The organism is Pseudomonas sp. GW821-FHT09C09 (assembly GCF_059418105.1).
Genome location: NZ_JBWKPF010000005.1, coordinates 20738 through 35416 on the forward strand (window position 1 = coordinate 20738; position 14679 = coordinate 35416).

Consider the following 14679-nt stretch of genomic DNA (forward strand, 5'->3'; position numbering starts at 1 on the left):
ACTCGACAGGATTCGAACCTGTGACCGCTCGGTTCGTAGCCGAGTACTCTATCCAGCTGAGCTACGAGTGCATTTGTTGCGCCGCATTATAGCCCGTCTAATCTCTATTCCAACCACTTTTTCTATTAATTTCAACAACTTACAGAAAAAGCCAGATTACAACGTACTAAGCAAATAATGGCGGAGAACGGGGGATTCGAACCCCCGACACCCTTGTGAGGTGTACTCCCTTAGCAGGGGAGCGCCTTCGGCCACTCGGCCAGCTCTCCGCAACACGGGGCGTATCTTAACCAACCTTTTCCCCGTTTGCAAACATAAAAATCAATAAAAATTAATGACTTGGTTCTTCGTCCTTCTCTTTCTTTATACGCAGGTAGATTTCCTCACGGTGCACGGCGACCTCTTTCGGGGCGTTGACGCCGATACGCACTTGATTTCCTTTGACGCCGAGCACGGTCACGGTGATTTCGCCATCACCGATAATCAGGCTTTCTGCGCACCGACGAGTCAGAATCAGCATACCTTTCTCCTCACGCGAATCATTTCAGGGACAACAGTCTGCAAAAAAAAGGCACCCGACCTACAACCGGAGCGATCGTAGCCCTACATGCCTGAGTATTGACCAGCGCGAGCAAAAGAACAGTTCAGGGCTCGCGCCATTCAAAAAATAAAGGGCGCGGTCAGACCGCGCCCTTCATTGACCAGGATTACTCGCCCTGACGGGCCGGAGCATCCAGTTCGAAAGCCGTGTGCAGGGCGCGCACGGCCAGTTCCAGGTACTTCTCTTCGATCACAACGGAAACCTTGATTTCCGAAGTCGAGATCATCTGAATGTTGATGCTTTCTTTCGCCAGGGATTCGAACATGCGGCTGGCCACGCCTGCGTGGGAACGCATGCCGACGCCGACGATCGAGACCTTGGCAATTTTGGTGTCACCGACGACTTCACGGGCACCGATCTCGCGAGCGGTGTTTTCCAGCACGGTCTGCGCGGACTGGTAGTCGTTGCGGTGCACGGTGAAGGTGAAGTCGGTGGTGTTATCGTGCGCGACGTTCTGCACGATCATGTCGACTTCGATGTTCGCGGCACTGATCGGGCCGAGAATCTTGAACGCCACGCCCGGGGTGTCTGGCACGCCACGGATGGTCAGCTTGGCTTCATCGCGATTGAAAGCGATGCCGGAAATGATCGGCTGTTCCATGGTTTCCTCTTCATCAATAGTAATGAGGGTGCCCGGACCCTCCTTGAAGCTGTGCAGTACGCGCAGCGGAACGTTGTACTTGCCGGCAAACTCCACGGCACGGATCTGCAGCACCTTGGAACCGAGGCTGGCCATTTCCAGCATCTCTTCGAACGTGATCTTGTCCAGACGCTGAGCAACCGATACCACACGCGGGTCGGTGGTGTAGACACCATCGACGTCGGTGTAGATCTGGCATTCGTCAGCCTTCAACGCAGCGGCCAGCGCCACGCCGGTGGTGTCGGAACCGCCACGACCCAGGGTCGTGATGTTGCCGTGCTCGTCGACGCCCTGGAAACCGGCGACCACAACCACACGACCGGCCTTCAGATCACCGCGAATCTTCTGGTCATCAATCTGCAAGATACGCGCTTTATTGTGCGCACTGTCCGTCAGGATCCGCACCTGGTTGCCGGTGTACGACACCGCCGGCACACCGCGCTTGATCAGCGCCATGGCCAACAGGGCGATCGTCACCTGCTCACCGGTGGAGACGATCACGTCCAGTTCACGTGGAACCGGTTGATCTTCGCCACTGATTTGCTTGGCCAGATCGATCAGACGGTTGGTTTCGCCGCTCATTGCAGACAGCACAACCACCAGGTCATCGCCGGCATCGCGGAATTTCTTAACCTTGTCGGCGACCTGCTCGATTCTCTCGACAGTGCCGACCGAGGTGCCTCCAAATTTCTGTACGATCAAAGCCATTTCAAAGCCGCCTCTGCCCATGAAGGGCGCCCAATAATCACTCGAACAGCCGCCGGGCCCGCCACTAGACTGCGGGCCCGACAGACCGTCTTATAAACCCTGCTCGACGAATGGAACGGTCAGCGCCAGAGCGCCATCCAGAGCGCCGGCGTCGACACCGCCGCCCTGCGCCATGTCCGGACGACCACCGCCCTTCCCGCCCACTGCCGCAGCAGCCTGTTTCATCAAATCACCGGCTTTGAGTTGGCCAGTCAGGTCCTTGGTCACGCCTGCAACCAGTACGACCTTTTCCTCATGGACACTGCCGAGCAGGATCACTGCGCGGCCGAGTTTGTTTTTCAGCTGATCGACCAGCGCCAGCAGCGCCTTGCCGTCCTGACCATCCAGACGCACGGCCAGAACCTTCACGCCTTTGACGTCCACAGCCGAAGCCGACAGATCGTCGCCGGCGGCAGCAGCGGCCTTGGCCTGCAACTGCTCGAGCTGCTTCTCCAGCGCGCGGTTGCGCTCCAGTACAGCCGACAGCTTGTCGATCAGGTTTTCGCGGCTGCCCTTGACCAGGCTGGCCGCTTCCTTGAGTTGTTCTTCAGCAGCGTTCAAGTAAGCCAGCGCCGCAGCGCCGGTGACCGCTTCGATACGACGCACACCCGATGCCACACCGCCTTCGCTGATGATTTTCAGCAGGCCGATGTCGCCGGTACGGTTGGCGTGGATACCGCCACACAGCTCGACGGAGAAATCGCCACCCATGCTCAGCACGCGCACGTTGTCGCCGTACTTCTCGCCGAACAGCGCCATGGCGCCTTTCTGCTTGGCGGTTTCGATGTCGGTTTCTTCGGTTTCAACGGCGGAGTTCTTGCGGATTTCGGCGTTGACGATGTCTTCCAGAGCCTTGATCTGCTCAGGCTTGATCGCTTCAAAGTGACTGAAGTCGAAACGCAGGCGCTGACTGTCGACCAGCGAGCCTTTCTGCTGAACGTGATCGCCCAGCACTTTGCGCAACGCTGCATGCAGCAAGTGCGTGGCCGAGTGGTTCAGCGAAGTGGCGTGACGCACGTCGGCTTCGACGTGGGTTTCCACCGGCGCGCCGACGATCAGGCTGCCCGACGCCAGCACACCGTGGTGCAGGAATGCGCCGCCGGTCTTGGTGGTGTCGCGCACGTCGAAACGGCTGTTGCCGGCCTGCAGGTAACCGCAATCACCGACCTGGCCGCCGGATTCGGCGTAGAACGGGGTCTGGTTCAGCACCACAACGCCTTCCTGCCCTTCACTCAAGACGTCCACGGACTGGCCATCTTTATAGAGAGCAACGACTTTCGCCGAACCGCTGGTAGCGTGGTAGCCGGTGAATTCGGTATCGACATCAACCTTGACCAGGCTGTTGTAGTCCAGGCCGAAGGAGCTGGCGGAACGTGCACGGACGCGCTGGGCTTCCATTTCACGCTCGAAACCGGCTTCGTCGATGGTCAGGCTGCGCTCGCGGGCGATGTCCGCGGTCAGGTCCATCGGGAAACCGTAGGTGTCGTAGAGTTTGAACACTACGTCGCCTGGAACCACGTCGCCCTTGAGTTCGGCCAGATCCTGCTCGAGGATTTTCAGGCCCTGCTCCAGGGTCTTGGCGAATTGCTCTTCTTCGGCTTTCAGTACGCGCTCGATGTGCGCCTGCTGGGATTTCAGCTCCGGGAATGCTTCGCCCATCTCGGCCACGAGAGCGGCAACGATCTGGTAGAAGAAGCTGCCCTTGGCGCCCAGCTTGTTGCCGTGACGGCAGGCGCGACGGATGATCCGGCGCAGCACGTAGCCACGGCCTTCGTTGGACGGCAGCACGCCGTCGGCAATCAGGAAGCCGCAGGAACGGATGTGGTCAGCCACGACTTTCAGGGACGCCTGATTGTCATTGCTGCAACCGATGGCCTTGGCCGAAGCGGCCAGCAGGCTCTGGAACAGGTCGATTTCATAGTTCGAGTGAACGTGCTGGAGTACGGCACTGATCCGCTCCAGGCCCATGCCGGTGTCCACCGACGGCGCTGGCAGCGGGTGCAACACGCCATCGGCAGTGCGGTTGAACTGCATGAACACGTTGTTCCAGATTTCGATGTAACGGTCACCGTCCTCTTCTGGCGAGCCCGGTGGGCCGCCCCAGATGTCGGCGCCGTGATCGTAGAAAATCTCGGTGCAAGGACCGCACGGGCCGGTATCGCCCATGGTCCAGAAGTTGTCGGAAGCGTATGGCGCGCCCTTGTTGTCGCCGATACGCACCATGCGCTCGGCCGGCACACCGACTTCCTTGGTCCAGATGTCGTAGGCCTCATCATCGCTGGCGTAGACGGTGACCCACAGCTTTTCCTTCGGCAGGTTCAGCCACTTCTCGGAGGTCAGGAAGTTCCAGGCGTAGGTGATGGCATCACGCTTGAAGTAATCGCCGAAGCTGAAGTTACCCAGCATTTCGAAGAAGGTGTGGTGACGGGCGGTGTAACCGACGTTTTCCAGGTCGTTGTGCTTGCCGCCGGCGCGCACGCATTTCTGGCTGGAGACGGCGCGGGTGTACGCGCGCTTTTCCTGGCCCAGGAAGCAGTCCTTGAACTGGTTCATCCCCGCGTTGGTGAACAGCAGGGTTGGGTCGTTGCCCGGAATCAAAGAGCTGGAGGCTACACGGGTGTGGCCTTGCTCTTCGAAGAAGCGAAGGAAGGCTTCACGGATTTCTGCGCTTTTCATTAGGTTCTTCCACGGAGGCTGCGGCCAAAGGCCTGTACGAAACGTCAACAGACGAAACGACGGCAAAGGGCCGCATTATATCGGCCCTGCGCGCGGGGTACAGCGTGTTTATACGATAGAAACGGTCAATTGAGGGGCTAACGCTGTCACTTGCGCGAAAACTCGACGAATGTCGCGATCACTTGCTCGATTTGCGAGCGATTGACGTCCATGTGCGTGACCATCCGCAGACGGGCGGCAGCGCTCAGTTTAATCCCGCGCTCGGCGGCAAACGCCTTGATCGCCTCGGCACGGTCGCCCATCTGCACGTAAACCATGTTGGTCTGCACCGGCTCGACGGTGAAACCGGCCTCGCGCAGGCCTTCAGCCAGAAACTGCGCGTTGGCATGGTCATCCGCCAGTCGCTCGACGTTGTGATCCAGCGCATACAACCCCGCCGCCGCCAGCAATCCGGCCTGACGCATGCCGCCGCCGACCATTTTGCGCAGGCGCCGCGCCTTGCCGATCAACTCGGCCGAACCGCAAAGCACCGAACCGACCGGCGCGCCGAGGCCTTTGGACAGGCACACCGATACCGAATCGAAGTGCTGCGTGATCTCACGGGCATCGACCCCGAGCTTGACCGCCGCGTTGTATAGCCGCGCACCGTCCAGATGCAACTGGAGGCCATTGTCCCGAGTGAACTGACGCGCCCGGGCCAGATACTCCATCGGCAACACCTTGCCCTGCATGGTGTTTTCCAGTGCCAGCAGGCGGGTGCGGGCGAAGTGGAAATCATCAGGCTTGATCGCCGCTGCCACCTGATCCAGGTCCAGCGAGCCATCGGCCTGCACTTCCAGCGGCTGCGGCTGGATCGAGCCGAGCACCGCTGCGCCGCCGCCCTCGTACTTATAGGTATGCGCCTGCTGCCCGACGATGTATTCATCACCGCGTTCGCAATGGGCCATCAAGCCCAGCAGGTTGCTCATGGTGCCGGTCGGCACGAACAGCGCGGCGGCAAAACCCAACCGTTTTGCCAGTTCGGTTTCCAGACGATTGACCGTCGGATCTTCGCCATACACGTCGTCACCGGTGTCGGCACGGGTCATCGCGTCCAGCATGGCGGGAGTCGGTTGGGTGACGGTGTCGCTGCGAAGATCGATAACGCTCATGAACCTGGCCTCTGGTCAGCAGGGGAAATCCCTTTTCGTAGAGGAATTACTGCGGGCATGGCGCGGATTAATCAACCCTTGCGCAAGGAAAAGTCGTTTCCACGCTCCGAAAAATCCGATGGCAATCATCACAAAGGCGCAATGCACAGCCCGGCAATCTGTGATAAAAACGCTGCGCCGCCCGATAAAGGGCGGCGAAACGTTCTCAGGGCGGGGTGCAACTCCCCACCGGCGGTAATTGCGCGCAATGCGCATAGCCCGCGAGCGCTTGGTGTCAGGCACGGCAAAAACCGTGAACGGCGGCAAGGTCAGCAGACCCGGTGTGATTCCGGGGCCGACGGTCACAGTCCGGATGAAGAGAGAACGGGATTGACGCCAAAGGGCCGTCCGCCGCGTTCGCGCGAGCGTGCGTACCCTTGAATCCCTTTCGATTCATAACGCCCTGTTTTTCACACAAACAGGAGTCAGAACATGCAACCCACCGCTATCGACAGCAAAAACAAACACCCTCACGGCGAGCGCGTCGCGTTCATCCAGGCCTGCTGGCACAAGGAAATCGTCGATCAGAGCCGTAAAGGCTTCCTCGCCGAAATGATCGCCCAGGGTTATCAGGAATCGGACATCGATTTCTTCGAAGTCGGCGGCGCCTTTGAAATGCCCCTGCACGCCAAACTGCTGGCCAAGACCGGTCGTTATGCCGGTATCGTTGCCGCCGCCCTGGTGGTAGACGGCGGGATCTACCGTCACGAGTTCGTCGCCCAGTCGGTGGTCAGCGGCTTGATGCAGGTTCAGCTGGAAACCGAAGTGCCGGTGTTCTCGGTATCCCTGACCCCGCACCACTTCCATGCCGGCGAAGAACACTACAAGTTCTTCTTCGAGCATTTCGTGCACAAGGGTCAGGAAGCGGCGAAGACTTGCGCGGATACACTGCAGAAAGTGCGTGCATTGCGCCGCACCGAGCCGCGCGCTGTAGCGGTCTGATGCAATAACGATCTCCCCCGCGCGCTGCGTGGGGGAGATTCAGTTTCAGGCGAGATTTTCGTCAGTGGTCGGCACGATCAGAATGCCCGCCCGCAGGCCGTTCTTGACCTTGGGGTTCGGGAAAATAATCCGCGCGCCCTGCTCTTCGATGATCCAGCGGGTATTGGCCAGATCTTCGGCCAGCACATAACCCACATCCAGTTCCGAAAAGTTTTCGATGTCCGCCGGCAGGTTCAGGCGGAACGAGTCACTGTGCTTGATGATTTCCCGGGCCACGCTGAACAGTTGCAGACCGTCCAGGCCCTGCTCGACCATCTCAGGCTCAGTGCCTTCGATGATCTGCTTCAGACGGGTTTCCAGCAGCGACACATTGACCCCGGCGTTCTGCCCGAACGGCCGCGCCTTGCCCAGTTCCAGGGTGAAGGACTCGGCACCGAGCTTGTCGTAGGTGTAGGAACTGAAGACGATCGACGGTTTATTCTGCAACAGCACCGCCTCCATGCCGGCGGCGCGCAGGCGGGCCAGTTCAAGGCGCGAGTGCTGGCGCCCTTCCTTCCACGGATACAACGCAAACTGTTCGATCTTCGAACCGCGAATCGCCGTGTGCAGGTCGTAGTGCAGTCGCTGACGATCCGGCACGCTGAAGAAGCTCGCGGCCAGGCGTTCCAGCTCGCAGGCGCGCAGGGCTTCGGAACCGCTGCTTTGTTCGTGACGGCCGTTGAACAGCCGATTGACATCCTGTTCGATGAAACGCTCGCCCTTGCGAATCGCTTCCGGGTTGCCGAACAGGAACAGAATGCGTGCGCGCGGCTTCAGGTCGCCGCGGGCGATGTCATGCAGCAGCCGGTCGAGCAATTCGATCGGTGCCGTTTCGTTGCCGTGGATGCCTGCCGACAGCAACAGGTCCAGGCCGTTGTCGCGCGCTTCGGGTGGCCGGACTTCCAGCGCACCCTCGCTCAGCCAGCGCATGCGCACGCCTTCGACAGTCAGTTGAGTCTTCTCCGCCGGTTCGCGGCCGGCGAGGGTCAGTTCAAGCAGTTTGCCGAGGGCGAGCATAGAGCGGTTTCCTTAGTGGTCGTGGTTGCAATCCGGGCCGTGCACGTGACCGTCATCGTCGCCGAGGTCCGCCGGTTCCATCTCCAGTTGCAGACTTACCAGATTAGTCGCCAATGGGCGCAGCAGCAGGTTGGCGTACTCTTCGTCGCCTTCTTCGACGTCCACGCCGATCAGCAATTGGCCGCGGCCGTCCTGCTGGATCCACAGCTCTTTGCCTTGCCACATGACCGCGACGCGGGTGCAGGACGTTTGCAGTTGCGTGCCGTCGGTGTCTTCAAGGATCAGCTGCAGGGAATCGCTCATGTTTTACGCTCTCTTGGGGAGATGGAACCGTGCGTCGCGACGAAGCGGCGCACCGGTCATCAATTGATCTGGAATGGATAAACCGCGCCCAGTTTAAGGATTTGCGTCAGTTCATCCAGTGCCGTCCGGCATTCAAGCAGCAATTGCGGATCCGCCAGATCGCTTTCGCTCAGACGGTCGCGATAGTGCTTTTCAACCCATGCGGTCAACGAACCGTACAACGGGGCGGTCATGATAACCCCTGGGTTGACGGCCGCCAGTTCGGTTTCGTTGAGCGCGACGCGCAGTCGCAAACACGCCGGGCCACCGCCGTTCTGCATGCTTTGCTTGAGGTCGAAGACCTTCACTTCGCGGATCAGGCCGCCGGAGCTGGTCAGGCCTTGCAGATAGTTCCACACGCGCTCGTTGCCACGGCACTCTTCCGGCACGATCAGCAACATCGAACCATCAGGGCGCGACAGCAACTGGCTGTTGAACAGGTAGGAACGCACCGCGTCATCCACGGTGACCGCCGAACGCGGCACGCAGACCGACTGGAACTTGCCGCCGACCTTGGCCAGTTTGGCTTGCAGCTCGGCCAGCATCTGCTCGGTGTCGAGGAACGCGTCCTCGTGATAGAACAGCACCTCGCCGTTGCCCACCGCGATCACGTCGTTATGGAACACGCCCTGATCGATCACCGCCGGGTTCTGCTGCGCGTAGACCACGCCGTCATCACGCAGACCGTGCAAACGGGCGACTGCTTGCGATGCTTCGAGGGTCTGGCGCGCCGGGTATTTCTGCGGCGCCGGGTAACGGGTGTCGAACGCACTGCGACCGAACACGAAGAACTCGACACCGGCCTCACCGTACTCACGGCAGAAGCGCGTGTGGTTCGCTGCGCCTTCGTCGCCGAACTGCGCTACCGCCGGCAACGCGGCGTGGTGAGCGAAGTGCTGTTGATCGGCAAACATCGCACCCAGCACGCGACTGGTGGTCGGGTGCTCGATGCTGCGGTGGTATTTGCAGTTCAGGTTGGCAGCGGTGAAGTGCACGCGACCATCGGCGGTGTCGGCACTCGGACTGACCGTGGCTGCGTTGGCCACCCACATGCTCGACGCCGAGCAACTGGCGACCAGCAGCGGCATCGCTTCTTTTGCGGCGCGCTCGATCACCTGGGCATCGGTGCCGCTGAAACCCAGACGGCGCAGAGCGGCCACGTCCGGACGTTCCTGGGGTGCGAGAACGCCCTGCTGAAAGCCCATTTCCATCAGCGCTTTCATTTTCGCCAGGCCTTGCAGCGCCGCTTCCTTCGGATTCGAGGACTGCTGGCTGTTGCTCTGGGACGCAACGTTGCCGTAGGACAGACCACCGTAGTTATGGGTCGGCCCCACTAGACCGTCAAAATTGACTTCAAAGGATTTCATCAGCGAGGCTCCACGAGAATCTGTTTTTATAGGCATCAAATAACAAATGAGTGCAATCGAGGCGCGACGCGCCTCACGCCATCTTCACGCCAGGCGTGAGGGCCGCCGGCATCACCAGGCTCGGGGTTTCCAGCGAGGCCACCGGGTACGCACAGTAATCCGCCGCGTAATAGGCGCTGGCGCGGTGGTTGCCCGAAGCGCCCACACCGCCGAACGGCGCGCTGCTCGCAGCCCCCGTCAGTTGCTTGTTCCAGTTGACGATACCGGCACGGCTTTCCAGCCAGAACTGCTGGTAGCGTTCTTCGGAATCCGACAGCAGGCCAGCGGCCAGGCCAAACGCGGTGTCGTTGGCTTCGGCAATCGCCGCCGCGAAATCGGCGTAGCGGATCACTTGCAGCAACGGGCCGAACAGTTCTTCGTCGGAGCGATCGGCAACCGCCGTCACATCAACGATGCCCGGAGTCAGCAGCGCCGACTGCGCCTGCGGCTGAGTCATCGCCAGCAGCGACACTGCGCCGTTGGCCAGCAGATGCGCCTGGGCATCCATCAACGCTTTCGCCGCGCCGAGGGAAACCACCGAGCCCATGAACGGCGCCGGCTGCTGATCGAACGCGCCGACCTCGATGGTCGAGCTGACTTCCACCAGACGCTTGAGCAGGCTGTCGCCCCACGCGCCTTGCGGCACCAGCAGACGACGGGCGCAGGTGCAACGCTGACCGGCGGAAATGAACGCCGACTGAATGATCGTGTACACCGCGGCATCGAGGTCGGCGACCTGATCGACCACCAGCGGGTTGTTGCCGCCCATCTCCAGCGCAAGAATCTTGTCCGGACGACCGGCGAACTGCTGGTGCAGGTGATTGCCGGTACGACTCGAACCGGTGAAGAACAGACCGTCGATGCCCGGATTCGCCGCCAGAGCGATACCGGTTTCACGAGCGCCTTGCAGCAGGTTCAGCACACCAGCCGGAAGACCGGCTTCGATCCAGCACTTGACCGTCAGCTCGGCGACTTTCGGGGTCAGCTCGCTCGGTTTGAACAACACGCTGTTGCCGGCCAGCAGCGCCGGCACGATGTGGCCGTTCGGCAAATGGCCGGGGAAGTTGTAAGGGCCGAACACCGCGACCACGCCGTGGGGCTTGTGACGCAACACGGCGGTGGCGTCGCCCAGCGGGCCGCTCTTCTCGCCGGTACGTTCGCGGTAGCTCTGCACCGAGATCGCGATCTTGTTGACCATGCTGGTGACTTCGGTCGCGGCTTCCCACAACGGCTTGCCGGTTTCCTCACCGATGGTGCGGGCCAGTTCGTCGGCGTGGTTTTTCAGCGCAGCGGCGAACGCCTCGAGCACACTGATGCGCTCTTCGAGCGTCCGACGGGCCCAGCCCGGGAACGCCTGACGCGCAGCCTGCACGGCCGACTCGACCTGAGCGGCAGTGGCGCCCTCCCCTGACCACAGCACTTGCTGGGTCACCGGGTTCAGCGATTGAAAGGCCTCCCCCTGACCGGCCAGCCACTCACCTGCGATGTATAGCGAATTCATTATTTCGACTCCCGGGCAGCGGACAACGCCACGGCGCGAACCTGATCGCCAGCGTTGAGTTGAAGACGTTTGGCGGTCAGCGGATCGACCACCAGCGTACCGGCGGCCAGACGGGCCGGCGCAGCCGTGATGCGGCAGTCTTCGCGTTTGCGGTTATGGATGATGAACGGCGTGGCGTCGTCGCCCGGCGTGCCGATGGCCAGCACCAGCGCCTCGCTGTCACGCACCGCGCGAATCTTGCTGGTCTCGCATTCGATGGCTGGACCGGCGTCGAAGATGTCGACGTAACCCTGATAGCTGAAGCCTTCGCTCTTGAGCATCGCCAGCGCCGGCTCGGTGTCCGGATGCACCTGGCCGATGACGTTGCGTGCGTCCGGCGACAGGAAGCAGGTGTACAGCGGGAATTTCGGCATCAGTTCGGCGATGAACGCCTTGTTGCCTACGCCGGTCAGGTAATCGGCCTGGCTGAATTCCATCTTGAAGAAGTGACGGCCCAGGCTTTCCCAGAACGGCGAACGGCCCGCTTCATCGGATACGCCGCGCATCTCGGCGATGATCTTGTTGCCGAACAGTTCCGGGAATTCGGCGATGAACAGCATCCGCGCCTTGGACAGCATGCGGCCGTTGAGGCCTGTGCGGTAATCAGCGTGCAGGAACAGCGAGCACAGCTCGGAGTTGCCGGTCAGGTCGTTGGCCAGGAACAGCGTCGGGATCTCGCGATAGATGTTCAGCTCCTGCGAGGCGCTGACGGTCAGGCCGACGCGGAAGTTGTACCAAGGCTCACGCAGACCGACGGCGCCGGCGATGGCGGAAATCCCCACCACACGTCCGTTATCGTCTTCGAGCACGAACAGGTAGTCCGCGTCGCCACGGCCGGCTTCACCGCGAAAGGTCTTCTCGGCCCAGCCAACCCGGTGAGTCAGGCGCTCTTCGTTGGCCGGCAAGGTGGTCAGGCCGGTGCCGGTGCTGCGGGCCAGGTCGATCAGAGCGGACAAATCGCTGCTGCGTACGGGACGAACAATCATGCTATCTCCTCAAACGGGCCGCCGTGGCCACCCGTGAAACTCGCTAAGGCGTTAAACCGCCACCAGGCGCACGCTGGCACCTTCACCGACGCCCAGGGCTTCGGCCGCTTCCAGATCCAGGGTCACCGGTTTGCCCGGCGCGTAATCCAGTTCCAGCAATACCGCGCGGTAATCCTGCAACTGGGCATTGGCCACCAGATACTGGCGCCCGGCACCTTTGACCGGCTCGCCAATCTTCACCGGCACCACGCGGCTCTGGGCGATCGACCGGATCCCCGAAACGCGTGCATGCAGGGTCGGGCCGCCGTCGAAAATGTCGATGTAGTGATCGGTCTCGAAGCCTTCGCGCATCAGGATGTCGAAGGTGATCTGCGCACGCGGGTGCACCTGGCCCATCGCTTCTTGAGCGGAATCCGGCAGCAGCGGCACGTAGATCGGGTAATGCGGCATCAGCTCGGCGAGGAATGTCCGGCTTTTCAGGCCACACAGACGCTCGGCCTCGGCGTAGTTCAGGTCGAAGAAGTTGCGACCGATGGCGTCCCAGAATGGCGAGTCGCCGTTCTCGTCGCTGTAACCGACAATCTCGGTCACCACCGAATCGGCGAAGCGCTCCGGATGGCTGGCGACGAACAGCAGACGGCCACGGGAGTTGAGTTCGGCCCACGGCGAACCCACCAGCTCGCGCTGCACGTAGAAACTGGTCAGCAAGCTGTTGCCGGTCAGGTCGTGGCACTGCGAGAGCACGTGAATCTTGTTGTGGATCTTCAGCTCGCGGGAAGCGTGCACGAAGGTCTCGTTGCGAAAGCTGTAGAACGGCTCGGAATAACCGGCCGACGCGACGATCGCCGAGCAGCCCACCAGTTTGCCGGTGGCGGAGTCTTCGAGGACGAAGAAGTAACTCTCTTCACCGTTGAAACTCACTTCGGCGGCAAACGAGGCTTCGCTCGCGGCGATCTTGTCGCTCAGGCGTTCAACGTCATCCGGCAAGGAAGTGACACCAATCGGGCTGTCCGCAGCCAGACGCTGTACCTCGCCCAGATCAGCCATTTGCGCGGGGCGCATCACCAGCATGGTGTCACTCCTTTCTCTACTTCAGGTCGGCGAAAGCGCCGACTCGGGAAAAAAATGCCGGGCAGGCCCGGCACAGGAAATTTGTCCCGCTGCCAGTCCATGACGACAGGCAGCGGGCGGTCTTGCATGAATCAGGCTTGAGTCAGTTTCGCAGCAGCACGTTCGAAGCGATCCAGACCGGCGTCGATGTCCGCGTCTTCAACCACCAGGCTCGGGGCGAAACGGATCACGTCCGGGCCGGCCTGCAGAATCATCAGGCCTTCTTTTTCAGCGGCGTTGAAGATGTCCTTGGCCTTGCCTTTCCAGGCATCGCTCAGCACGCAACCGATCAGCAGACCGAGACCACGCACCTGGGTGAACAGGCCGTACTTCTCGCCGATCTGTTGCAGGCGGGTCTTGAACTTGTCGTGCTTGGCGTTGACGCCGTTCAGCACCTCAGGGGTGTTGATCACGTCGATTACCGCTTCGGCCACGGCGCATGCCAGCGGGTTGCCGCCGTAAGTGGTGCCGTGAGTGCCGACGACCAGGTGCTTGGCCAGCGCTTCGGTGGTCAGCATTGCGGCGATCGGGAAACCGCCGCCCAGGCTCTTGGCGCTGGTCAGGATGTCCGGAACCACACCGAAATGCTGGTAGGCGAACAGGTTGCCGGTACGGCCCATGCCGGTCTGCACTTCGTCGAACACCAGCAGCGCGTTGTTCGCGTCGCACAGTTCACGGGCGCCTTGCAGGTAAGCCAGCTCGGCCGGCAGTACACCACCCTCGCCCTGGATCGGTTCCAGAACGACCGCGCAGGTCTTGTCCGAAACAGCGGCTTTCAGTGCCGCCAGATCGTTGTACGGCACGTGGGTGATGCCGGTGATTTTCGGGCCGAAACCATCGGAGTACTTCGACTGGCCACCGACGTTCACGGTGAACAGGGTGCGGCCGTGGAAGCTGTTGAGCGCAGCGATGATTTCGTACTTCTCGGTGCCGAAACGGTCGAATGCGACACGACGGGCCAGCTTGAAGGCGGCCTCGTTGGCTTCGGCGCCGGAGTTGCAGAAGAACACGCGCTCGGCAAAGGTGGCGTCGATCAGCTTGTGCGCCAGGCGCAGGGCCGGCTCGTTGGTGAACACGTTGGACACGTGCCACAGCTTGTTCGCCTGCTCGGTCAAGGCACCGACCAGCGCCGGATGCGCATGGCCCAATACGTTGACGGCGATGCCGCCGGCAAAGTCGATCAGCTCGCGGCCGGCCTGATCCCAGACGCGGGAACCGGCGCCACGCACCGGAATGAAAGCGGCAGGCGCGTAGTTGGGAACCATAACCTGGTCGAAATCGGCGCGTTGTACCGCAGCGTGCTCAACGGACATCGGAGTCTCCTGATGAGGGCCACCCGCCTGAAACTGGCGAGCGATGGGGGGATTGTAAGGACAGTTTTATGCCCGGCCTTGTCGCCAAGCGACAACTTCTTATAGCGCAAACCCCGGATTTTCCCGGGTT

General features: G+C 61.2%; 12 protein-coding genes, 2 tRNA genes and 1 riboswitch. Of the genes, 1 reads left to right on the forward strand and 13 read right to left on the reverse strand.

Features of this window, described 5'->3' with window-relative positions; genetic code table 11:
- The 6 genes from AC07NR_RS16685 to ltaE form a co-directional block, all read right to left on the reverse strand.
- Nucleotides 1-71, reverse strand: a tRNA-Arg gene (locus tag AC07NR_RS16685).
- A gap of 107 nt (nt 72-178) precedes the next feature.
- Nucleotides 179-269: transfer RNA gene (locus AC07NR_RS16690), tRNA-Ser, on the reverse strand.
- A 62-nt stretch (nt 270-331) separates the two neighbouring features.
- On the reverse strand, nt 332-520 hold the full coding sequence (gene csrA, locus AC07NR_RS16695) for a carbon storage regulator CsrA (protein ID WP_002554426.1): 189 nt from the start codon (nt 518-520) through the stop codon (nt 332-334).
- 187 nt (nt 521-707) lie between these two features.
- Nucleotides 708-1949: an aspartate kinase gene (locus AC07NR_RS16700; protein ID WP_007951048.1), complete on the reverse strand. Its 1242-nt coding sequence runs from the start codon at nt 1947-1949 to the stop codon at nt 708-710.
- Nucleotides 1950-2039: 90 nt separating this feature from the next.
- A complete protein-coding gene (gene alaS / locus AC07NR_RS16705) occupies nt 2040-4664 on the reverse strand; it encodes an alanine--tRNA ligase (protein WP_495078992.1) in 2625 nt (874 codons plus the stop codon).
- A 146-nt stretch (nt 4665-4810) separates the two neighbouring features.
- A complete protein-coding gene (gene ltaE / locus AC07NR_RS16710; RefSeq protein WP_248739128.1) occupies nt 4811-5815 on the reverse strand; it encodes a low-specificity L-threonine aldolase in 1005 nt (334 codons plus the stop codon).
- Between the two features lie 197 nt (nt 5816-6012).
- A riboswitch (FMN riboswitch) is annotated at nt 6013-6184 on the forward strand.
- A 102-nt stretch (nt 6185-6286) separates the two neighbouring features.
- On the opposite strand from ltaE, the gene AC07NR_RS16715 reads away from it, so the two are divergent.
- Nucleotides 6287-6796 carry a 6,7-dimethyl-8-ribityllumazine synthase gene (locus AC07NR_RS16715; RefSeq protein ID WP_305833391.1) on the forward strand — a complete coding sequence of 170 codons (510 nt, stop codon included), beginning with the start codon at nt 6287-6289 and terminating at the stop codon, nt 6794-6796.
- A gap of 45 nt (nt 6797-6841) precedes the next feature.
- On the opposite strand, the gene astE is transcribed toward AC07NR_RS16715, so the two are convergent.
- The 7 genes from astE to AC07NR_RS16750 form a co-directional block, all read right to left on the reverse strand.
- Nucleotides 6842-7852, reverse strand: a complete 1011-nt coding sequence (gene astE, locus AC07NR_RS16720) for a succinylglutamate desuccinylase (RefSeq protein WP_305833392.1) — start codon at nt 7850-7852, stop codon at nt 6842-6844.
- 12 nt (nt 7853-7864) lie between these two features.
- Nucleotides 7865-8155 carry a hypothetical protein gene (locus AC07NR_RS16725; RefSeq protein ID WP_011335531.1) on the reverse strand — a complete coding sequence of 97 codons (291 nt, stop codon included), beginning with the start codon at nt 8153-8155 and terminating at the stop codon, nt 7865-7867.
- A 59-nt stretch (nt 8156-8214) separates the two neighbouring features.
- Nucleotides 8215-9561, reverse strand: a complete 1347-nt coding sequence (gene astB / locus AC07NR_RS16730; RefSeq protein WP_305833393.1) for an N-succinylarginine dihydrolase — start codon at nt 9559-9561, stop codon at nt 8215-8217.
- A gap of 73 nt (nt 9562-9634) precedes the next feature.
- On the reverse strand, nt 9635-11104 hold the full coding sequence (astD, locus tag AC07NR_RS16735; RefSeq protein ID WP_495079202.1) for a succinylglutamate-semialdehyde dehydrogenase: 1470 nt from the start codon (nt 11102-11104) through the stop codon (nt 9635-9637).
- Entirely contained in the window at nt 11101-12126 is a 1026-nt protein-coding gene (gene astA, locus AC07NR_RS16740) for an arginine N-succinyltransferase (RefSeq protein WP_027612638.1), read from the reverse strand. The genes astD and astA overlap by 4 nt, the downstream gene beginning before the upstream one ends.
- 51 nt (nt 12127-12177) lie before the next feature.
- A complete protein-coding gene (aruF, locus tag AC07NR_RS16745) occupies nt 12178-13197 on the reverse strand; it encodes an arginine/ornithine succinyltransferase subunit alpha (RefSeq protein WP_059404897.1) in 1020 nt (339 codons plus the stop codon).
- Nucleotides 13198-13328: 131 nt separating this feature from the next.
- Nucleotides 13329-14549: an aspartate aminotransferase family protein gene (locus AC07NR_RS16750; RefSeq protein WP_085709721.1), complete on the reverse strand. Its 1221-nt coding sequence runs from the start codon at nt 14547-14549 to the stop codon at nt 13329-13331.
- Nucleotides 14550-14679: the final 130 nt, after the last annotated feature.

Bases quoted from the DNA above. Each gene is read 5' to 3' on its own strand.
- aruF (WP_059404897.1), bottom strand. From the start codon at position 13,197: ATGCTGGTGATGCGCCCCGCGCAAATGGCTGATCTGGGCGAGGTACAG.
- csrA (WP_002554426.1), bottom strand. From the start codon at position 520: ATGCTGATTCTGACTCGTCGGTGCGCAGAAAGCCTGATTATCGGTGAT.
- AC07NR_RS16725 (WP_011335531.1), bottom strand. From the start codon at position 8,155: ATGAGCGATTCCCTGCAGCTGATCCTTGAAGACACCGACGGCACGCAA.
- astE (WP_305833392.1), bottom strand. From the start codon at position 7,852: ATGCTCGCCCTCGGCAAACTGCTTGAACTGACCCTCGCCGGCCGCGAA.
- ltaE (WP_248739128.1), bottom strand. From the start codon at position 5,815: ATGAGCGTTATCGATCTTCGCAGCGACACCGTCACCCAACCGACTCCC.
- alaS (WP_495078992.1), bottom strand. From the start codon at position 4,664: ATGAAAAGCGCAGAAATCCGTGAAGCCTTCCTTCGCTTCTTCGAAGAG.
- astA (WP_027612638.1), bottom strand. From the start codon at position 12,126: ATGATTGTTCGTCCCGTACGCAGCAGCGATTTGTCCGCTCTGATCGAC.
- astB (WP_305833393.1), bottom strand. From the start codon at position 9,561: ATGAAATCCTTTGAAGTCAATTTTGACGGTCTAGTGGGGCCGACCCAT.
- AC07NR_RS16715 (WP_305833391.1), top strand. From the start codon at position 6,287: ATGCAACCCACCGCTATCGACAGCAAAAACAAACACCCTCACGGCGAG.
- AC07NR_RS16700 (WP_007951048.1), bottom strand. From the start codon at position 1,949: ATGGCTTTGATCGTACAGAAATTTGGAGGCACCTCGGTCGGCACTGTC.
- AC07NR_RS16750 (WP_085709721.1), bottom strand. From the start codon at position 14,549: ATGTCCGTTGAGCACGCTGCGGTACAACGCGCCGATTTCGACCAGGTT.